This is a genomic window from Streptomyces sp. NPDC040545 (assembly GCF_055595065.1).
Genome location: NZ_JBVIWA010000001.1, coordinates 956,953 through 977,380, shown reverse-complemented (window position 1 = coordinate 977,380; position 20,428 = coordinate 956,953). Strand labels below are relative to the sequence as shown.

The following is a 20,428-nucleotide window of genomic DNA, read 5'->3' as shown; positions in this document are numbered from 1 at the left end:
GCGGTCAGACCGCGTCGGCCTCGGCGGCGGCGAGTTCCGCCGTGATGTCCGCCGGGCGGCGCCAGCCGCGTTCGCCGCGGGCCAGCAGCCAGGCGGTCGCCTCCTGCGGCGGCATGGCGGCGGCGACGAGCCAGCCCTGGACGGCGTCGCAGCCCAGGTCCCGCAGCCGCTCCCACGTCTCGTCGTCCTCCACGCCCTCCGCCACGACCAGCAGGCCCAGCGAGTGCGCGAGGTCCACCGTGCAGCGGACGATCTCCGCGTCCTGCGCGTCGACCGCCAGCCGGCCGACGAACGACCGGTCGATCTTCAGCTCGCTGACCGGCAGGCGGCGCAGGTGGACGAGGGAGGAGTAGCCGGTGCCGAAGTCGTCCAGGGACATCTTCACGCCGTGGCCGGTGAGCCCGGCCATGGTGTCGGCCGCCCGCTGGGGGTCCTCCAGCAGGACGTGTTCCGTTATCTCCAGCTGCAGCCCGCTCGCCGGGACCCCGTGGCGGGCCAGCCGCGCGGCGACCGCGCCCGCGAAGCCCGGGGTGTGGACGTCGCGGGGCGACACGTTGACCGCCACCGGGACCTTGAGGCCCTGGGCCCGCCACCGCGCCACCTGGGCGAGGGCCGTCTCCAGTACGTACTCCGTCAGGTGCGGCATCAGCCCGGAGGTCTCGGCGATCGCGATGAACTCGTCCGGGGACACCCGGCCGCGTTCCGGGTGCACCCAGCGCACCAGGGCTTCGAGCCCGGCGACCTGGCCGTCGAAGCGGACCTTCGGCTGGTAGTGGAGTTCCACTTCCCCGGCGTCGAGGGCCCTGCGGAGGTCGCCGAGCAGGCCCAGGCGGTCGGGGGTGTTGCTGTCCCGCTTGGACTCGTACACCTCGACACCCGTACGGTCGCGCTTCGCCTGGTACATGGCCACGTCCGCGCGCCGCAGCAGCCCCTCCGCGTCGAGCGCGTGGTCGGGGAAGACGGCGAGGCCCGCGCTGGCCTCCAGGACGAGCGTGAGGCCGTCCAGGTCGAGGGGGGAGCTGAGCTCCGCGACCAGGTGGCGGGCGATGCGCTGGGCGCTGGTGGTGGAGTCGGCGAAGGGGAGCAGGACGGCGAACTCGTCGCCGCCGAGCCGGGCCGCCTCGGCGTCCTCGGGGAGCGCCTGGCGCAGCCGCTCGGCGATCTGGAGCAGCAGCCGGTCGCCCGCCAGGTGCCCCAGGGTGTCGTTGACCGCCCGGAAGCGGTCCAGGTCGATGAGCACGAGAGCGGCCCGGGTGCCGGAACGTTCGGCCTCGTCCAGGGCGGACCAGGCCCGCTCCAGCAGCCACTGCCGGTTGGGCAGCCCAGTCAGCGGGTCCCGCAGCTGTTCCTCGGCGCGGGCCCGGGCGATCCACAGGGTGGAGTCCAGTGCGATCAGCGGTACGGCGAACAGCGGCAGCAGCACCGGCTGGCTGACGGCGACGACGCAGATCAGGGGGGCGATGCCGAGCAGCGCCACGGCTACTAAGGCCTGCCGGAGCAGAGCGGTGCGGGCGACGGTGGGCAGCCCGTCGCCGCGCGGGGCCCGCGCGATCCAGAGCAGGAACCGGGTGGCGAGCAGGTAGGCGACGGCGACGAGGACGATCTCGGGGACCGCCTCCAGCCCCCAGGAGGCCGGGAGCCAGGGGGTCTCGACGGAGGGCGCCTCGCCGAAGGCGGCGAGCACGAGGGCCCCTGCGCCGATGCCGAGGATGTCCACGGAGCCGTGCAGCAGCCCCTGCCGCCAGCGGTGCCGGCGCGCGGCCCCGACCAGGGAGACCACGGCGAGCGAGACCAGTCCGGCGGGGACCCATCCGTAGAGGATGAGCACGCCGAGGGTGAGCGCGGCGCCCGATCCGGTGCCGCCCCACCAGCGGTCGCGGCCGAGGGCGACGAGGTGGCCGACGATGATGCCGGTGAGGAGGGCCAGGGCCCAGCCGACCGGCCCGCCGGGGAACAGCGCATGACGACCGCTCAGTGCGGAGATGATGCCGGTGGTGAGCGCCGTGACGGCGAGGCCCACGACGAGGAAGGGCAGCGCACCGCGCCGCTCCTGCCCGCCCGCACCGGTGTGGACCGGTCGGGTCTCCGGGGTCCTGGCACCCAGGACCCCGGGCCTGCCCGCCCTGCCCGCCCGCATGGACGGGAGTTCCCCGCCGAATTCAGGTGACGGGTCGGCGCTTTCGGTGGGTTTCATGCCCGTACCTCTCACAGCCGGCGATGCCGATGTCACGCGATGGCCCCGATGTCATGCCACCACGGCCGAAATCGCATCCTGCAGCCGTGCACGACAGGCGCACCCCTCAACAGTAGGACGCGCGAGGCTCCCAGGGGCAGCGGTCGGCAGTGGTTGCCCGAATGCGACCCAGCCATCCTCATCAGTACGGTATCCGCCGAACGGGCGAGTTTGGACCGGGCCCCCCTGTCACCCGTCCGATGATCCGACAGCTCACCGCCCTGCGACCAGCCTTGTACCGGCCGTTTACCACCGTTCGCCGCGCCTGGCGTGCGCCCGCCCGTACGGCCGCACGCCACGCATCCGTTCGCCTTCGCTACTCCTCCTCGGCGATTGCTCTGCCGGTACTACTGCGCTCCGCCCTCGCCGTCCACCGGGAGCGCGGCCTCGCGCGCCGCGTCCGGCCCCTGCTCCAGCAGTACGGCGAATCCGGCGTCGTCGAGGACGGCGAGCTTCAACTGCATGGCCTTGTCGTACTTCGAGCCGGGGTTGTCGCCGACCACGACGAAGGAGGTCTTCTTCGACACGGATCCGGTGACCTTGGCGCCGAGTCTCTGCAGGGCCTCCTTCGCGCCGTCCCGCGTGTGGCTCTGCAAAGTGCCGGTGACGACGACGGTCAGCCCCTCCAGGGGCCGCGGCCCCTCCTCCTCGGCGGAACCTTCCTCCTCCATCCGGACCCCGGCCTCCCGCCACTTGCGCAGGATCTCCTGGTGCCAGTCGACCGCGAACCACTCCTTGAGCGAGGCGGCGATGATCGCGCCGACGCCCTCGGTGGCGGTCAGCTCCTCCTCGGTGGCCTGCTCGATGCGCTCGATCGAGCGGAACTCGCGGGCGAGGGCCTCGGCCGCGACCGGTCCGACGTGACGGATCGACAGGCCGTTGATGATGCGGGCGAGCGGGCGGTCCTTGGCGGCGGCGATGTGCTCCAGCATGGACAGGGCGTTCTTCTTCGGTTCGCCCTTCTGATTGGCGAAGACCGTGACGATCTTCTCCTCGCCGGTCTTGGGGTCCCGCTTGGGCAGTCCGCTGTCCGGGTCCAGGACGTACGCCTTGATGGGCAGCAGCTGCTCGATGGTCAGGCCGAAGAGGTCGCCCTCGTCCAGCAGCGGCGGCTGCGCGGGCTCCAGCGGGCCGGTCAGCGCGGCCGCCGCCACCATGCCGAAGTTCTCGATGTCCAGGGACTGGCGGCCGCCCAGGTAGAAGAGCCGCTCGCGCAACTGGGCCGGGCAGGTCTGGGCATTGGGGCACCGGACATCGATATCCCCCTCCTTCATCGGCCGCAGCTCCGTCCCGCATTCGGGGCAGATGGCCGGCATCACGAACTCCCGCTCGGTGCCGTCGCGCAGGTCCACCACCGGGCCGAGGATCTCGGGGATGACGTCGCCCGCCTTGCGCAGGACCACGGTGTCCCCGATGAGGACGCCCTTGGCCTTGACGACCTCCTGGTTGTGCAGGGTCGCGAACTCGACCTCGGAGCCCGCCACCGTCACCGGCTCCACCTGCGCGTACGGGGTCACGCGGCCGGTGCGGCCGACACCGACCTTGATGTCGATCAGCTTGGTGTTGACCTCTTCGGGCGCGTACTTCCAGGCGATGGCCCACCGCGGGGCGCGTGCGGTGGAGCCGAGCCGGCCCTGGAGGGAGATCTCGTCGAGCTTGACGACGACGCCGTCGATCTCGTGCTCCACCGAGTGCCGGTTCTCACCGAAGTCCGCGATGAACTCCCGGACCTCGGCAAGGGTGGCGACCACCTTGTTGTGCTGCGCGGTCGGCAGGCCCCACTCGTGCAGCAGCTCGTACGCCTGCGACTGGCGCTCGATCTCGAAGCCCTCGCGGGCGCCGATGCCGTGCACGACCATGTGCAGCGGGCGGCTCGCGGTGACCTTGGGGTCCTTCTGCCGCAGCGAACCGGCCGCCGCGTTGCGCGGGTTGGCGAAGGGCTTGCCCTCCGCCTCCACCAGCCGCGCGTTGAGCTCCTGGAACTTCTCCATCGGGAAGTAGACCTCGCCGCGGATCTCGACCAGGGCCGGGATCCGGTCGCCCTTCAGCCGGTCCGGGATCTCGGCGATGGTGCGGACGTTGGGCGTGATGTCCTCACCGGTGCGGCCGTCGCCGCGGGTGGCCGCCCGGGTGAGACGGCCGTTCTCGTAGGTGAGGTTGACGGCGAGGCCGTCCACCTTGAGCTCGCACAGGTAGTGGTAGTCCGAGGTGTTCACGTCCCGGGCCACCCGCTCGGCCCAGGCCGCCAGTTCCTCGTCGTCGAAGGCGTTGTCGAGGGAGAGCATGCGCTCCCGGTGCTCGACGGAGGCGAAGTCCGTCTGGTACGCCGTGGCCACCTTCTGGGTGGGCGAGTCGGGCGTACGGAGCTCCGGGTACTGCTCCTCCAGCGCCTCCAGCGAGCGCAGCAGCTGGTCGAACTCGGCGTCGCTGACGACCGGCTGGTCGTTCACGTAGTACCGGAAGCGGTGCTCCTCGACCTGCTCCGCCAGCAGCGCGTGCTGATCACGCGCCGCCGTCGGTACTGCCGTGTCCTGCTGTTCGGCTGCCATGCCGTGTCCTCCCGTGGCCCGTCTTCGACCGTCACTCAGGGTTGTCGGCGAGCGACCTCGCCGCCCTGACGCAATGCGCCTGCACCGCGCGGGCGTAGGCGGGCGAAGCGCCCGCCAGACCGCACGACGGGGTGACCACGACGGACTCCGCCAGAGTCCCCGGGGCCAGCCCCAGCCTGCGCCAAAGCTTCCTGACACCCATGACGCTACCGCCCGGGTCCGACAACGGGGCGTCGGTGCCGGGCACCACTCCGGCGAAGAGTTTCGTGCCGCTCTCGACCGCCTCCCCGATGGCGTCGTCCTCGCGCTCGGTGAGCAGCGAGAAATCGAACGACACCCCCGTGGCACCAGCCCTGCGGAGCAGGCCGAAGGGGACCTCGGGCGCGCAGGAGTGCACCACGACCTCCCCGTCGTGGACGGCGAACACGTCGCGCAGGGCGCCCTCGACCACCTGTCGGTCTACGGCGCGGTAGGTGCGGTAGCCGCTCGCCGAGCGGACCCGTCCGAGCAGTACGGCCGTCAGCGAGGGCTCGTCGAGCTGCAGCACGACCTGGGCCCCCGGAATGCGCTTGCGTACGTCGGCCAGGTGCTCGCGCAGACCCTCGGCCAGCGATCCGGCCAGGTCCCGGCAGGCCCCCGGGTCCTGGAGCATGGCCTCGCCGCCGTGCAGCTCCAGGGCGCCGGCCAGCGTCCACGGTCCGACGGCCTGGACCTTGAGCTTCCCCGCGTACCCCTGGGTGAACTCCTCCAGCGCGTCGAGGTCCTCCCCGAGCCAGGACCGGGCCCGCTTCGAGTCCCGTCCCGGGCGGTCGCTGATCCGCCAGCCGCTGGGTTCGACGTGGGCGTACATGTCGACGAGCAGGCCGAGGGACCGGCCGATCATGTCCGCGCCGGGCCCGCGGGCGGGCAGCTCGGCGAGGTAGGGGAACTTCTCGAAGGAGCCGGTGACGGTCTTCGCGGCCTCGCGGGCGTCGCCGCCGGGCAGCGAGCCGACGCCGGTGGCGCCGGCGCTCATCGGCCCGGCCGGACGCTCAGGTCGTTGACCTCGGCGTCGCGGGGCAGGTCGATGGCCATGACGATCGTGGTGGCCACGGACTCGGGGTCGATCCAGGCGGCCGGGTCGTATTGCTTGCCCTCCTGCGAGTGCACCTTGGCCTGCATGGGGCTGGCGGTGCGGCCCGGGTAGACGGAGGTGACGCGGATGCCGTTGGCCCGCTCCTCGCCGCGCAGCGAGTCGGCGAGCGCCTTGAGCCCGTGCTTGGAGGCGGCGTACGCGCTCCAGTCGGGGTGGGCGGTCAGACCGGCGCCCGAGTTCACGAAGACGACGGTGGCCTTGGAGGCGCGCAGGGTGGGCAGCAGCAGCCGGGTGACCTCGGCGGGGGCGATCAGGTTCACGTTGAGCTGCTGGTGCCAGGTCTTGGGCCGGAGCTCACCGACCGGTCCGAGGTCGACGATCCCGGCGATGTGCAGCAGGGAGTCGATCCGCTCCGGGACGGCCTGCTTGGAGAACGCCCACGACAGCCGGTCGGGGTCGGCGAGGTCACCGACGAGGGACGTGGCGCCGGGGTAACGGTCGACGAGCTCGCGGGCACGGCCGGCGTCCCGGGCGAGGAGGACGAGGTCGTCGCCGCGGGCGTGCAGACGGGCCGCGACGGCGGCGCCGATGCCGGAGCCGGCACCGGTGATCAAGTGAGTAGCCATACCGCCCATGCTCGCAGGTCCCGCGTGCCGGGGAGAGCGAAGCCCCGGCGCCGCGGCCCGCCCCGGGACTGCCGGTCCCGGCGGTCCGGCCCGGCACGGACGGGGCGTCCGCACGGCGGCCGCTCAGCCGGCTGCGGCAGCCCGCCGGGACGGTTCGACGACCGCCCGCGCCAGGGCCGCCCGCCGCGCGGTGACGGCGGGCGGGAAGGCGGTGCCGATGACCGTCCGCGGGTGCGCGGCGGCGAGCTGCGCCCGCCGGTCGCCACGCGGTTCGCGAAGGTGGCCGGGTTGCCCGTCAGAGGCCGGCTTCGGCGCGCAGGGCGGCGGCCGTCTTCTTCGCGTCGTAGCCGGCCGGGACGCCCTCGACCAGGATGGCCTCACCGGCGATGTGGTCCGTGCGCAGCGGGAGGATGGCCTGGTAGGCGTCGGAGGCGTACCAGGCGCGCGCCCGCTCGATGTCGGGGAAGCCGATGACGACGACCGTGCCGGGGAAGGGGCCCTCCAGGACCTCGACCTGCTTGCCGTGGACGAGGAAGCGGCCGCCGAAGGGATCCATCGTCGACTGGATGGTCTCGATGTACGTGAGGATGTCCTCGTTCATCGTCTCGGGGCGGATGTGGGCGATGGCGTACGCGGTCATGGTCGGCTCCCCTGTCGGCCGGCCCGTCGGTCCGGGCCCGTTGATCCGATCCTGTCAGCGCGCGGCCCCGGCGGCGATTACCTCCCAGGTCATGCCGATGCGGGCTGGAAGGTGCGCCGGTAGGCGATCGGTGAGACGCCGAGGGTGGAACGCATGTGCTGGCGCAGGGAGTTGGCCGAGCCGAAGCCGGCGCGGTGGGCCACCAGGTCGACCGGAAGGTCGCTGGACTCCAGCAAGTGGCGGGCCAGTTCGAGGCGTTGCGCGGTCAGCCACTGCACCGGGGTCATGCCGACCTCGTCGCGGAACCGGCGGGTGAAGGTGCGCAGGCTCATCCGGGCGTGCGCGGCCAGCTCGCCCAGGGTGACCGGTTCGGCGAGGCGTTCCAGGGCCCACGCGCGGGTGGCGGTGGTGGTGGCGACGGTCGGCTCGGGGACGGGGCGGTCGATGTACTGGACCTGGCCGCCGTCGCGCCAGGGCGGGACCACGCACAGCCGTGCGGCCCGGTTGGCCACGCCCGTGCCGTGGTCCTGGCGGATCAGGTAGAGGCAGAGGTCGATGCCGGCGGCCACGCCGGCCGAGGTGAGGATGTCGCCGTCGTCGACGAAGAGGACCTCTTCGTCGAGCCGGACGCGCGGGAAGCCGCGCTGGAACTCGGGCGCGTGCAGCCAGTGCGTGGTGGCGGGCCGGCCGTCGAGCAGTCCGGCGGCGGCCAGGACGTACGAGCCGGTGCAGAGGGAGACCAGCCGGGTGCCGGGCCGGATCGCCGCGAGGGCGTCGGTCAGCGGCTGCGGCAGGGGCGCGCCGTGCGCGAGCTCGTCCATGGCGTGGGTGGGCGTGACGATCACGGTGTCGGCGGCGGCGAGGGCCTCGGGGCCCGCCGAGACGCCGACGGTGAAGCCCGCGTCGCTGGTCACGGGCAGGCCGTCGGCGGTGCAGACGGTCACCTCGTAGAGCGGTGCCCCGGCTTCGTCCTGGGCGTTGCCGAAGACGCGGGAGGGGATGCCGAGCTCGAACGGAGGGACCCCTTCGAGGGCGAGTACGGCGATTCGGTGCATGGCCAGATCCTGTCACATGGTGGCCGTACGGCCAACACTGCGAGGGGCGGCGAGCGGGGAAAGTGAGGTCATCGGCCGGGACACCGGCCGGCAGGAACCCAGCAAGGAGACATGTCATGCGCGCCGTCGTCATCAGCAAGTGGGGCGGACCCGAGGTCCTCGTCGAGACCGAGGCCGAGCGTCCGGAGCCCGGTATGGGCGAGGTCCTGGTGCGGGTCCACGCCGCCGGGGTCAACCCCGTGGACTGGAAGACGCGCGAGAGCGGCGCGCTGATCCCCTGGGGCCCGGTGCCGGCGGTCGGCTGGGACGTGTCCGGCACCGTCGAGGCCGTGGGACCGGGCGTGACCCTGTACCGGGTGGGCGACGAGGTGTACGGGATGCCCCGCTTCCCGCAGCAGGCCGGCGCGTACGCCGAGTACGTGACGGGCCCCGCCCGGCATTTCGCCCCCAAGCCGGCCACGCTGGACCACGTGCAGGCCGCGGCGCTGCCGCTGGCCGCGCTGACCGCCTGGCAGGCCCTGGTGGACACGGCCGGGGTGAGCGCCGGGCAGCGGGTGCTGGTGCACGCGGCGGCCGGCGGGGTGGGCCACCTGGCGGTGCAGATCGCCAAGGCCCGCGGCGCGTACGTGATCGGCACCGCGAGCGAGGGCAAGCACGCGCTGCTGCGCGAGCTCGGCGCCGACGAGGTGATCGACTACCGCACCACGGACTTCGAGGACGCCGTCGCCGACGTGGACGTCGTGATCGACGCCATCGGCGGGGACTACACGCGGCGCTCCCTGAAGGTCCTCAAGGCCGGCGGCCACCTGGTGACCCTGCCCGGCCCGGACTCCCTGCCCGCCGACCCGCAGGGGGTGCACGCCTCCTGGGTCCTGGTGGAGCCGGACCTCGGCGGCCTGCGGGAGATCGCGGCGCTCGTCGAGCAGGGCCTGCTGAAGCCGCTGGTCGACACGGTGCTGCCGCTGGAGCAGGCCGCGAAGGCCCACGAGATCGGTGAGCAGGGCCGCACCACCGGCAAGATCGTCCTGACCGTCGCCTGAGGCGTACCCCGACCGCGATCCGACCGCGACCCGAGCGCGCGATCAAGTTCGCCGCAGTCCGCCCGCTGCCCCGGCGTGACCGGGGACGGCGGGCGGCCGGGTCCGTCGGGCCACCCCGCCCCAGGGTCACGTGGCGACCCGGTGCAGACTCGGGCCATGGAGCATGCGCAGCGACACATGTACGAGGTGGTCGACGCGCTCGTCCGGGCCGGCAGCAGCTTCCGCCCGCGTTCGTCCAGCCTCGGCGACGATGCGTTCTGGCCGACCAAGAGCGACCAGCGGTGCTCCATGGAGACGCCGATCGACTTCGTGGTGGCCAGGTCCGTACCGGGTCAGCCTGCGGACCTCACCTTCGACGAGGACAACGACATGATCTCCTGCGGGCTCTGCTGGGCGACGATCACCGGGCCGGACCACCGCCCGGAGAAGTTGTGGAGATCATCGAGCAGATGACCCTCCGCCCGGCACGTCCTGGCCTGCGGGCCCCGCCGGCCGGCCGCGCAGGTGGCGCTGGAGGCGGGCGTGGCGGAACTGGTAGACGGCGCCGACCTGGCGCAGGACACCGCGCCGGTAGGCGTCCTCCAGGAAGGCGACCGTCGCCCAGGGGAGGCGGCCGGTCAGCGGCAGCCAGATCCGGGCCAGGAGCAGCCACTGGCCCCAGGCGGTGAACGCCAGCGCGTAGGAGAGCGCGCCGGCCACCCCGCCCACGGCGCCGAGCGCGAGCCCGTCGGCCATCGGCCAGGTCAGGGGGCCGACGACGCCCTGGAGCAGCTCGGTCATGAGCCGGCCGCCGAAGGCGATCACCAGGGTGAGCATCGGCGCGAGGAAGAGTGCCTGGCGCACCACGATGCTGCGGTTGAAGGCCAGCAGATCCGTCGGGGTGGCGGCCCGGCCGAGGTCGATGGGGGTCTCCAGGGTGGCCACGAGCCCGAGTACGAGGCCTCCCGCCAGGGCGAACGTGAGCCCGTACATGAGGCAGTTCACGGCCGTCGCCTGGATCACCGCCGCGTTGACCGGCACCCCGCCGTACGTCAGCTGCGCGCCCACGGTGAAGGCGATCCCGCACCCGAGGCCCATCACGAAGCCGCCCAGCAGTCCGGCCGGGACCAGGGTGGCGAACCTGCGGGAGGACGGTCCGGCACCCCGCCGGCGGCGGCCGGGCAGCCGCATCCGCACCCGGGACGGCTCGAACGCCCGGATCCCGAGCACGGTCAGGAGCCCGTGGACCAGCCCGAAGGCGAGGCCGACGGCGGGGCCGAACAGCACCGCGTCCAGCAGGCCCGCACCCAGGGCGAACGCGGCGCCTCGGCCCGCTGCCAGGTTCTTCGCCGGGAAGACCAGCCAGTCGGCGACGGCGGTGACGAGGGAGCAGGCGAGGACGACGGCCAGGATCCGCGAGGACGGCCGCAGCCAGTCGCGCAGCTGCCACCACGCCAGGTCCTGGCCCCCGGAGCGCCCGGGCCGGTCCAGGTGGTCGGCGAGGTGGCCCAGGTAGTGCCCGGCGCTGTACGGGTCCCAGGTACGGGGCCTGCGCCCGCGGCGGGCGCCCGGGACGGCCGCGGGCAGGGGCTGGTAGACGCTCGGCACGAACCCGGCCAGCAGATGCTCCTCGATGGCCTCCGGGGTCGGGAAGCGGGCCTCGTCCAGCAGCCCGGCCGGGTCCTGGGCCGGGGTGTCGCTGTAGGCGGTCCGGGCGAGCAGGACCATCAGCGGGGTGCTCAGTACGGCCCTGAGGCGGGCGCCCGGCCCGTCGTCCGGGTCCGTGCGCAGCCGCTCCAGGACGGGGTCCCAGCCGGTGGCGGCCCGGCCCTCCCCACCGGCCCGGCCGTCCGGTCCCTCCCGGCCGGCCGGCGCGCCCGGGCGCGCGGTGCGGGGCAGGTAGTGGACCAGGTCCTCGGCGTCCAGGTCCAGCAGCTCGATGCCCGCGGTCCGGCGGAGCACCTCGACCCCGACGGCCTCGGCGAACTGCTCGGTGCGGCTGGTCAGGAGCAGCGGCAGTGAGCTCGCGTTCAGTTCGCGCAGGGCGACGCCGAGCAGCCCGGTGGCCATCTCGTCGAACCCGTCCAGGACCGGCAGGATCCATCCGGCGTCCACGAGGGCGGCGGCGAGGGTCGAACCGCCGGGGGCGCGGGCGTCGAGGTTCGGGTGGTCGCGCAGCAGGCGGGCGATCAGCCAGTCGCGCAGGGTGGTGCCGGCCGGGTCCCACGATCCCATGCTGAAGACCACGGGCACGGGCTCGGCGTCGGAGCGCGCGCCCAGGTGGTCGAGGACGAACCGCAGGACGAGGACGGTCTTGCCCGAGCCGGCCCGGCCGAGCACCACCAGCCGCCCGGACCGGACGCGCCGGTAGACGTCAGCGATGTCCGTGAGGCCGCCGTCCAGGGTCAGCGGGCCGCGGGCGGCTGCGGGCTCGGTGCCGCGGATGTTGTCCCAGTGGTCCAGCAGATCGGCGGGGGCCGACCGCCACCGGACGGGCAGCGGGAAGGGGTCGTGGATGCGGCGCTGCTCCTCCTCGCGGATGCAGCGGCCGTAGACGTCGTGGGCGAGCGCCCCGGCGGCCTCGGCAAGGGCACTCCGGGACGTCGGCAGGGTGCGGTGCGGCACCGGCCGGGCCGGACGGTCCGGTTCGGGCGTCCGCTCCGGCACCGGCCGGGGCGCCCGCACCGGCTCCGGCACCGGTACGGGAGCGCGTGCGGCGCTCAGGTCCTCCCCGGCGGCGGCTCCGTTGGCGCGGTGGGCGGCCAGCAGGTCCGTCCAGAGCTCGTCCCGGTCGCGCTTCAGCTCGTCGGCCAGCGCGTGCGCGACCTGCTTCACCGTTCCCATCCGCGCGTCGGTGGGTTTGCCGGTCTCCAGCCGGTGGATGGTGCGGACCCCGAGCCGGGACCGCTCGGCCAACTGCTCCTGCGTCATCCCCGCCTCGTGCCGCAACCCGCGGAGCAACGCACCGAACCGGCTGCCCACTTGAATGCCCTTCCCCCGACGACGACCCTGCCACTTGAGTCCGATGTCCTCCCGGATCCCGGTCAAACCACGGGGCATCACCGACCGGCCACATATGGCCGGTTGCGGGCATGGTCCCCCGACCAGCACGAACACCACGATGAGTGCCGGTCGCCGCACCCGACGCGGTGCCCGCCTTGACCCAAGGGGAGTTGACTCGTATGTCCACCAGGAAGCCGCACGGGCTCGCCCGTCGCCTCAAGTCCGTCGTCGCGTCGACGGTCCTCCTGCTCGCCGGCGCCGTGGCCGCGCCGACCACCGCGCACGCCGCCCCGGCGAACCACTACTACATCGAGATCGGTGGCACCGGCGCGGCCGCGGAAGCACCCGGATGCACCACGAGCTTCGACGCCGCGAACCGGCATCTGAACGGGGGCATCGCGATCCCGGTCTGCTACGTGGCCAGCGGCGGCCCCTTCGTCGGCAGCCACAACGAACAGCCGGCCCCCTTCGCACCGAGCTTCGGCGACAGCGTGAACCAGGGCTACTGGAACGCGAAGGCCGCCCTCGAGCAGGCCTACCGGACCGACCCGGCCGCGACCTTCACGATCGCCGGCTACTCCCAGGGCGCCTGGGTCGCCGACCTGTTGCTCCAGACGATCGCCGCGAACGGCACCGAGGTGCCGCGCGACCGCGTCGACGGCATGCTCTACTCCGACCCGATGCAGCCCGGAACCGGTTTCTGGCGCCTGGTCCCCCAGGGGGTCCTCATCCCGTTCGTGGCGTACTCCCCCGGCACCGGACCGGAGGACTTCCCCGGAGTCCCGGTCCGCCGCCACTGCATCAAGACCGACGGGGTCTGTGACGCGACGTCCCTGGACTCCTTCCCCGGCTTCCTGCAGCAGCACCCGCGCTACTTCCGGGAGGGCGAGATCATCGCGACCACCCTCGCCCAGCACGGCGGCAACGGGACCGTCTGGTACCCGGCGGCCTGACCGGGACAGCACGGCGCCGCGGCCCGCCCGGGGGGACGGGCCGCGGCGTCATGCCGTGAAGGGCGCCGTTCAGACGGTGGCGGCGGCCCGCGTCGTGGTCGCGATGGTGGCCGAGCCGACCACGCGGGTGCCGTCGTAGAGCACGATCGCCTGGCCGGGGGCCACGCCCCGGACCGGCTCGGTGAAGGAGACGCGCAGCTCGCCGTCCACGACCTCGGCGAAGACCTCGGTCTCGCCGCCGTGGGCGCGCAGCTGGGCGGTGTAGGTGCCCGGGGCGGCGGCCACGGCTCCGCACCAGCGGGGACGGATCGCGGTGAGGGCGGTGACGTCGAGGGCCTCGACGGGGCCGACGGTGACGGTGTTGTTCACCGGCGAGATGTCCAGGACGTAGCGCGGCTTGCCGTCGGGGGCGGGGTGCCCGATGCGCAGGCCCTTGCGCTGGCCGATGGTGAAGCCGAAGGCGCCCTCGTGGGTGCCGACCTTCTCGCCGGTCGCCTCGTCGACGATGTCGCCCTCGGCCTTGCCGAGGCGGTTCGCGAGGAAGCCCTGGGTGTCGCCGTCGGCGATGAAGCAGATGTCGTGGCTGTCGGGCTTCTTCGCGACGGCCAGCCCCCGCTCCTCGGCCTCGGCGCGGATCTCTTCCTTGGTGGTGAGGGTGTCGCCGAGCGGGAAGAGGGCGTGGGCGAGCTGCTTCTCGTCGAGGACGCCGAGGACATAGGACTGGTCCTTGGCCATGTCGGAGGCGCGGTGCAGCTCGCGGGAGCCGTCCTCGTTCAGCACGACGGTCGCGTAGTGGCCGGTGCAGACGGCGTCGAAGCCGAGCGCGAGGGCCTTGTCGAGCAGCGCCGCGAACTTGATCTTCTCGTTGCAGCGCAGGCAGGGGTTCGGGGTGCGCCCGGCCTCGTACTCGGAGATGAAGTCCTCGACGACGTCCTCGCGGAAGCGCTCGGCGAGGTCCCAGACGTAGAACGGGATGCCGATGACGTCGGCGGCCCGGCGGGCGTCTCGGGAGTCCTCGATGGTGCAGCAGCCGCGGGCGCCGGTCCGGAAGGACTGCGGGTTCGCGGAGAGCGCCAGGTGGACGCCGGTCACGTCGTGCCCGGCTTCGACCGCGCGGGCGGCGGCGACGGCGGAGTCCACGCCCCCGGACATGGCGGCCAGGACGCGAAGGGGACGGGCGGTGCGCGGCAGGTTCTCAGTCATAGCACCGTCCAGAGTACGGGGGAACCGAGCGGGGTCACAGCGCGTTATCGGGGTACGGGGGGTGGATCACATCGTCGAGCAGGGGAACAAGGGGAAGAAGTCGCCGGGGCGGACCCGCAGGGCCGTGCTCTTCGGCGGACTCGGGGTCTTCGCGGTGGCGGCGGTGGCCGGCCGGGAGGAGATCGGCCGTGCCTGGTGGCTGATACCGGGTGTGGACAAGCCGCGCAAGGAGGGCGAGCTCGACCACGCGGGCGCGAGCTGGACCTCGGCCTCGCCGGCGAACTGGCGAAAGGCGGACCGCCCGGCCGACTACCGGGTGGACCGGATCGTCGTGCATGTCACACAGGGCGGCTTCGAGTCCTCGGTGGACGCCTTCAAGAACCCGTGGCACAAGGCGTCGGCGCACTACATAGTGCGCGGGGACGGGCACGTGGAGCAGATGGTGCGCGAGCTGGACGTGGCCTTCCACTCGGGGAACCGCTCGATGAACGAGCGCAGTGTCGGCATCGAGCACGTGGGCTTCGTGGACCGTCCGCAGGACTTCACGGACACGATGTACGCGGCTTCGGCCCGGCTGGCGGCCGACGTCTGCCGCCGGTACGGCATACCGGCGGACCGCACGCACATAGTCGGCCACTCCGAGGTGCAGGGCGCCGACCACACCGATCCCGGCCGCCACTGGGACTGGAACCGCTACATCGGCCTGATCCGCGCCGCCCTGGAGGCTTAGGCCGTCTCTTTCGGATCTTGCCGGGCCCGGCAAGATCCGAAAGAGACGGCCTAGCTGAGGCCCGCCGTGCGGGCGCGCTCCACCGCCGGGCCGATGGCCGCGGCCAGGGCCGCGACGTCCTCCTCGGTGGAGGTGTGGCCGAGGGAGAAGCGCAGGGTGCCGCGGGCCAGCTGCGGGTCGGTGCCCGCGGCCAGCAGGACGTGGCTGGGCTGAGCCACGCCCGCCGTGCAGGCGGAGCCGGTGGAGCACTCGATGCCCTGGGCGTCGAGCAGGAGCAGGAGCGAGTCGCCCTCGCAGCCGGGGAAGCTGAAGTGGGCGTTGGCGGGAAGCCGCTCGTCGGGGTCTCCCCCGAGGACGGCGTCGGGCACGGCCGCGCGGACGGCGGCGATCAGCTCGTCGCGCAGGGCGCCGATCTCGGCGGCGAACCGCTCGCGCCGTTCGACGGCGAGGACGGCGGCCACGGCGAAGGCGGCGACGGCCGGCACGTCGAGGGTGCCGGAGCGGACGTGCCGCTCCTGGCCGCCGCCGTGCAGGACGGGTACGGGGCTCTGGTCGCGGCCGAGCAGCAGTGCGCCGATGCCGTAGGGGCCGCCGATCTTGTGGCCGCTGACGGTCATGGCGGCGAGGCCGCTGTCGCCGAAGTGGACGTCGAGCTGGCCGAAGGCCTGGACGGCGTCGGAGTGCAGCGGGATCCCGTACTCACGGGCGATGGCGGCCAGTTCGCGGACCGGCATGACGGTCCCGATCTCGTTGTTGGCCCACATGACGGTGGCGAGGGCCACGTCGTCGGGGTTGCGCTCGACGGCTTCGCGGAAGGCGTCGGCGTGGACGCGCCCGTAGCGGTCCACGGGCAGGTACTCGACCTGCGCGCCCTCGTGCTCGGCGAGCCAGTGGACGGCGTCGAGCACGGCATGGTGCTCGACGGGGCTGGCGATGACGCGGGTCCGGGCGGGGGCGGTGTCGCGCCGGGCCCAGTAGAGGCCCTTGACGGCGAGGTTGTCGGCCTCCGTGCCGCCGGCGGTGAAGACCACCTCGCTGGGGCGGGCGCCGATCGCCTCGGCGAAGGCCTCGCGGGCCTCCTCCACGGTACGGCGGGCGCGGCGGCCGGCGGCGTGCAGGGAGGAGGCGTTCCCCGTGGCGGCGAACTGCGCGGTCATCGCCGCGGCGGCCTCCGGCAGCATCGGGGTGGTGGCGGCGTGGTCGAGGTAGGCCATGATCCCCCGATTCTACGAGCCCGCCGGTGGCCGCTCGCGCCGCGGGACCCCACGATGGCCGGCAAGGCACCCCGGGCGCCGCCGGATCCGCCCGGCCGGGCCGGAGACCGGCGTCAGGCCCGCGCCGGAGACCGGCGTCAGGCCCGGGCCGGACCGGCGTCGGGCCCGGGCGGGACCGGCGTCAGGCCGGGCGCAGGGCGCGGGCCAGTTGGCGGGACTGCGCGACCAGGTGGTCCGAGGAGTCCCAGACCTCGGCGTCCTCCTCCAGGAAGCCGCCGGCCAGGTTGCGGGTGGTGATGGAGACCCGGAGCGGGCCGGGGGCCGGACGGCGGCGGACGTGGGTGGTGAGTTCGACCGTCGGGGTCCAGGCCACCAGGCCCATGTCGAAGGCGGTCGGCGGGAGCGCGTCGACGGCCAGGAGCATGGAGAGCGGGTCGGCGTCGCGGCCGTCGGCCAGCTCGAACCAGGCCCGCATCTCGCCCTTGCCGGAGGGCGCGCCGACGGCCCATCCGGCGGTCGCCGGGTCCAGTCGGAGCCGGAGCCGGTCCACGATGGCGGAGCTGCCGGGGATCGGGGCCGGGCCGGCCTCGGGGCCGATGCAGTCCTCGTAGGCGGGGATGGCGGGCGGCACGGCGACGGTGCGTACGTCGTCCGGCAGGGCCGCGAGGTCGCCGTAGGAGGCGAGGACGCGGATGCGCTCGACCTCGGCGCCGCTCTCGTCGTACTGGAACAGCGAGGCCTGTCCGGTGGAGAGGGTGCGGCCGACGCGGACGACCTGGGTGCGGATCACGGCGGGGCCGGGCACGGAGGAGGTCAGGTAGTGCGCGGAGACGGTGAACGGGTCCGGGTGCGGGAGGGCCGCCGACAGGGCCCGGCCGACCAGGGCCAGCAGGTAGCCGCCGTTCACGGCGGCGATGATCGTCCAGCCGGCGGAGAGTTCCGCGTCGTACACCCCGGGCTCGCCCGCGCGTGCGGTGATGGCGGTGTCGCGGTCGAACTCACTGTCGCCGATGGATGCCTTGGCAGCTGCGTGTGACATGTAAACGACGGTACACCGGCTTGCTACTAAGCGGTAGCTTTCTTTTGTTACGGCTCTTCGGCCACCGACGACCGCCTGTTCCAGGCCAGCGGCGCCCGCCAGTGGTAGCGCATGGCGAGGAGGCGCAGGACGAAGGTGGTGACGATCGCGAGGCCGGTGGTGATGCCGTTGAGGGCGTGCAGGCTGATGAAGACGGCCACCATCGAGGCGCCGACCAGCGCGGGGACGGCGTACATCTCGCGGTCGCGCAGCAGCGAGGGCACCTCGTTGACCAGCACGTCGCGCACGACGCCGCCGCCGACGGCCGTGGTCACGCCGAGCGCCGCGGAGGCGGTGAGGCCGAGTCCGAACTCGTAGGCCTTGGTCGTACCCGTGACGCAGAACAGCCCGAGGCCGGCCGCGTCGAAGACGTTGATGGCGCGGTTGATCCGCTGGACCTCGGGGTGCAGGAAGTAGACGATCGCGGCGGCGATCAGCGGGGTCACGAAGAAGCTGAGCTCACCGAAGGCGGCGGGCGGCACGGCGCCGATGACGAGGTCCCGGAAGAGACCGCCGCCCAGGGCCGTGACCAGCGCGAGGACGACGATGCCGAAGACGTCGAAGTTCTTGCGTACGGCGAGCAGGGCGCCTGCGGTGGCGAAGACGAAGATGCCGGCGAGGTCCAGGGCATGCTGGATCCCGGGCGGGAAGAGATCGTGGAGCACCGGGCCATTGTCACCTGCGGCGGGCTCGGCAGAACGCGGGGCTCCGCCGACGCCGGCGTGCCGTGCGGCGCCGTTGCGGGGGCGCTGCCCCCGAACCCCCGCGCCTCGAACGCCGGCGGGGCTGGAGCAGCGCGGCCCCGCCGGCGTTCTCGTCAGTCCGTGGCCTTGGCCACCGCGTCCGCCGCGCCCGGCAGGGGCTGGTCGCCCGGTGCCTGGTCGGGGGCGTTCTCCGGGTGGTGGCAGGCCACCTGGTGGCCCGGCTTCAGCGCCAGCAGCGGCGGCTCCTGCGTCGCGCAGATCTGCGTGGCCTTCCAGCACCGGGTGTGGAAGCGGCAGCCGCTCGGCGGCGAGATCGGCGACGGGACGTCGCCCTTGAGCAGGATGCGGCCGCTCTTGGCGCCGCGCCGCCTCGGATCGGGCACGGGCACGGCCGACATCAGGGCATTGGTGTAGGGGTGCATGGGCGCCCCGTACAGCCCCTTGTTGTCGGCCAGCTCGACCATCTTGCCGAGGTACATCACGGCGATGCGGTCCGAGACGTGCCGGATGACCGACAGGTCGTGCGCGATGATCACGTAGGTGAGGCCGAGCTCGTCCTGAAGGTCGTCCAGCAGGTTGACCACCTGGGCCTGGATCGACACGTCCAGCGCCGAGACGGGCTCGTCCGCGACCACCAGCTTCGGCTTCAGGGCGAGAGCCCGCGCGATGCCGATGCGCTGGCGCTGGCCGCCGGAGAACTCGTGCGGGTAACGGTTGTAGTGCTCGGGGTTGAGGCCCACGAGCGAGAGCAGCCGCTGGACCTCCGCTTTGAGCCCGCCCTCCGGGGTGACCTTCTGGAGCTTGAACGGCGCGCTGACGATGGTGCCCACCGTGTGGCGGGGGTTCAGCGAGCCGTACGGGTCCTGGAAGATCATCTGCACGTCCCGGCGCAGCGGGCGCATGCCCGACACCCCGAGGTGCGTGATGTCCTTGCCCTCGAACTCGATGGAGCCGCCGGTCGGCTCCAGCAGCCGCGTGATCAGCCGGCCCATGGTCGACTTCCCGCAGCCGGACTCGCCGACGATGCCGAGGGTCTCCCCGCGCCGGACGTCGAAGTCGAGGCCGTCGACGGCCTTGACCGCGCCCACCTGGCGCCGGATCAGCCCCTTGGTGATCGGGAAGTGCTTCGTCAGGCCGGTGACCTTGAGCAGGACCTCGGGGGAGTCCTTGGCCTGCGCGGGAATGACCACCGATTCCGGCTTCTTCGTGTCAGGCGTCTCGGTCACAGCTTCGGCGCAATCTCTTCGGTCCAGATCCGGGTCCGCTCGTCCTGCGACATGTGGCAGGCGGACCAGTGGCGGCTGTCGTCCTCGGTGAGCTCGGGCCGGACCGTACGCGTCACGTTGCCCTTGGGCACGTCGGCGTACGGGCAGCGCGGGTTGAAGGCGCAGCCGTCGGGGATGTTGATGAGGCTGGGCGGGGAGCCCTTGACCGGGATGAGGCGCTCGCTCTGCTCGCGGTCGATGCGCGGCATCGAGCCCAGCAGGCCCCAGGTGTAGGGGTGGCGGGGCTCGTAGAAGACCTTCTCGGCGGTGCCCCGCTCGACGCACCGGCCGCCGTACATCACGAGGATCTCGTCGGCCATCTCCGCGACCACGCCGAGGTCGTGCGTGATCATGATGACGGCGGAGCCGAACTCCTTCTGCAGATCGCGGATCAGGTCCAGGATCTGCGCCTGCACGGTGACGTCCAGGGCCGTGGTCGGCTCGTCCGCGATCAGCAGGTCGGGGTTGTTGACCAGCGACATCGCGATCATCGCGCGCTGGCGCATGCCGCCGGAGAACTGGTGCGGATAGTCGTTCACGCGCTTGCCCGGCTCGGGGATGCCCACCCGGTCGAGCATCTCGACGGCCCGCTTGCGCGCCGTCTTCTTGTCCACGTCGTTGTGGACGCGGTACGCCTCCACGATCTGGGCGCCGATCGTGTAGTACGGGTGCAGCGCGCTCAGCGGATCCTGGAAGATCATCGCCATGTCGCGGCCCCGCAGCCGGCGCACTTCCTCGGGATCGGCGGACAGCAGTTCCTTGCCGCCGAGCCAGATCTCGCCCGACATCTCCACGTTGGAGCGGTCGGCGTTGCCCGCCCGGTGCAGGCCCATGACGGCCAGCGAGGTGACCGACTTGCCGGAGCCGGACTCGCCCACGATGCCGAGGGTCTGGCCCTTCTCCAGCTGGAAGGAGAGCCCGTCGACGGACTTGACGACGCCGTCGTCGGTGGGGAAGTGGACCTTGAGGTCGCGTACGTCGAGGAAGGCCTCGGAGGGAGGGCCGTCGCCCGGTCCCGCCACGAGCGCCGTGGCGGTGGCGGTGTGCCCGGCACCGTCGGCGGCGGCGGACGCGCCGGCCT

General features: G+C 73.0%; 17 protein-coding genes. 4 read left to right on the top strand and 13 right to left on the bottom strand.

All coding sequences use genetic code 11. The features are described from left to right. Nucleotides 1–4 precede the first annotated feature (4 nt). From ACZ573_RS04650 to ACZ573_RS04625, 6 genes are all read right to left on the bottom strand, one after another. Entirely contained in the window at nucleotides 5–2,194 is a 2,190-nt protein-coding gene (locus tag ACZ573_RS04650) for a putative bifunctional diguanylate cyclase/phosphodiesterase (protein WP_471298866.1), read from the bottom strand. Nucleotides 2,195–2,580: 386 nt separating this feature from the next. Next, complete coding sequence (gene ligA / locus ACZ573_RS04645; RefSeq protein WP_471298863.1) at nucleotides 2,581–4,782, bottom strand: NAD-dependent DNA ligase LigA; 2,202 nt, start codon at nucleotides 4,780–4,782, stop codon at nucleotides 2,581–2,583. A 31-nt stretch (nucleotides 4,783–4,813) separates the two neighbouring features. Next, complete coding sequence (locus tag ACZ573_RS04640) at nucleotides 4,814–5,797, bottom strand: methionine synthase (protein WP_471298860.1); 984 nt, start codon at nucleotides 5,795–5,797, stop codon at nucleotides 4,814–4,816. Then, nucleotides 5,794–6,483, bottom strand: a complete 690-nt coding sequence (locus ACZ573_RS04635; protein WP_471298857.1) for an SDR family oxidoreductase — start codon at nucleotides 6,481–6,483, stop codon at nucleotides 5,794–5,796. The genes ACZ573_RS04640 and ACZ573_RS04635 overlap by 4 nt, the downstream gene beginning before the upstream one ends. Before the next feature lie 295 nt (nucleotides 6,484–6,778). After that, entirely contained in the window at nucleotides 6,779–7,123 is a 345-nt protein-coding gene (locus ACZ573_RS04630) for a DUF1330 domain-containing protein (RefSeq protein WP_471298854.1), read from the bottom strand. A gap of 89 nt (nucleotides 7,124–7,212) precedes the next feature. Next, complete coding sequence (locus ACZ573_RS04625) at nucleotides 7,213–8,178, bottom strand: GlxA family transcriptional regulator (RefSeq protein WP_471298851.1); 966 nt, start codon at nucleotides 8,176–8,178, stop codon at nucleotides 7,213–7,215. Nucleotides 8,179–8,294: 116 nt separating this feature from the next. Between ACZ573_RS04625 and ACZ573_RS04620 the strand changes: the two genes are divergently transcribed. After that, nucleotides 8,295–9,218, top strand: a complete 924-nt coding sequence (locus ACZ573_RS04620) for an NADP-dependent oxidoreductase (RefSeq protein WP_471298848.1) — start codon at nucleotides 8,295–8,297, stop codon at nucleotides 9,216–9,218. 156 nt (nucleotides 9,219–9,374) lie between these two features. Further along, on the top strand, nucleotides 9,375–9,671 hold the full coding sequence (locus ACZ573_RS04615; protein WP_471298845.1) for a hypothetical protein: 297 nt from the start codon (nucleotides 9,375–9,377) through the stop codon (nucleotides 9,669–9,671). Here ACZ573_RS04615 and ACZ573_RS04610 read toward each other — a convergent pair. Then, nucleotides 9,657–12,179 (bottom strand): helix-turn-helix domain-containing protein, encoded by a 2,523-nt coding sequence (locus tag ACZ573_RS04610; protein ID WP_471298842.1) that lies wholly within the window; start codon nucleotides 12,177–12,179, stop codon nucleotides 9,657–9,659. The two genes, ACZ573_RS04615 and ACZ573_RS04610, sit on opposite strands and share 15 nt — an antisense overlap. Nucleotides 12,180–12,379: 200 nt before the next feature. On the opposite strand from ACZ573_RS04610, the gene ACZ573_RS04605 reads away from it, so the two are divergent. After that, nucleotides 12,380–13,153 (top strand): PE-PPE domain-containing protein, encoded by a 774-nt coding sequence (locus tag ACZ573_RS04605; RefSeq protein ID WP_471298839.1) that lies wholly within the window; start codon nucleotides 12,380–12,382, stop codon nucleotides 13,151–13,153. A 69-nt stretch (nucleotides 13,154–13,222) separates the two neighbouring features. Here ACZ573_RS04605 and mnmA read toward each other — a convergent pair whose 3' ends face one another. Next, nucleotides 13,223–14,356: a tRNA 2-thiouridine(34) synthase MnmA gene (gene mnmA, locus ACZ573_RS04600; RefSeq protein WP_030725384.1), complete on the bottom strand. Its 1,134-nt coding sequence runs from the start codon at nucleotides 14,354–14,356 to the stop codon at nucleotides 13,223–13,225. 61 nt (nucleotides 14,357–14,417) lie between these two features. On the opposite strand from mnmA, the gene ACZ573_RS04595 reads away from it, so the two are divergent. Beyond that, nucleotides 14,418–15,086 (top strand): N-acetylmuramoyl-L-alanine amidase, encoded by a 669-nt coding sequence (locus ACZ573_RS04595; RefSeq protein WP_471298835.1) that lies wholly within the window; start codon nucleotides 14,418–14,420, stop codon nucleotides 15,084–15,086. A 50-nt stretch (nucleotides 15,087–15,136) separates the two neighbouring features. Here the strand turns inward: ACZ573_RS04595 and ACZ573_RS04590 are convergent, their stop codons facing one another. The 5 genes from ACZ573_RS04590 to ACZ573_RS04570 all read right to left on the bottom strand — a co-directional run bounded on the left by ACZ573_RS04590 (nucleotide 15,137) and on the right by ACZ573_RS04570 (nucleotide 20,369). Then, nucleotides 15,137–16,300 (bottom strand): cysteine desulfurase family protein, encoded by a 1,164-nt coding sequence (locus tag ACZ573_RS04590; RefSeq protein WP_471298833.1) that lies wholly within the window; start codon nucleotides 16,298–16,300, stop codon nucleotides 15,137–15,139. Nucleotides 16,301–16,481: 181 nt separating this feature from the next. Then, entirely contained in the window at nucleotides 16,482–17,339 is an 858-nt protein-coding gene (locus tag ACZ573_RS04585; protein WP_471298830.1) for a thioesterase family protein, read from the bottom strand. Between the two features lie 47 nt (nucleotides 17,340–17,386). Next, the gene (locus ACZ573_RS04580) at nucleotides 17,387–18,043 is read right to left on the bottom strand and encodes a trimeric intracellular cation channel family protein (RefSeq protein ID WP_471298828.1); all 657 of its coding nucleotides are present in this window, start codon (nucleotides 18,041–18,043) and stop codon (nucleotides 17,387–17,389) included. Nucleotides 18,044–18,195: 152 nt separating this feature from the next. Next, the gene (locus tag ACZ573_RS04575; RefSeq protein WP_471299085.1) at nucleotides 18,196–19,272 is read right to left on the bottom strand and encodes an ABC transporter ATP-binding protein; all 1,077 of its coding nucleotides are present in this window, start codon (nucleotides 19,270–19,272) and stop codon (nucleotides 18,196–18,198) included. A gap of 32 nt (nucleotides 19,273–19,304) precedes the next feature. Then, entirely contained in the window at nucleotides 19,305–20,369 is a 1,065-nt protein-coding gene (locus tag ACZ573_RS04570; protein ID WP_471299082.1) for an ABC transporter ATP-binding protein, read from the bottom strand. Nucleotides 20,370–20,428: the final 59 nt, after the last annotated feature.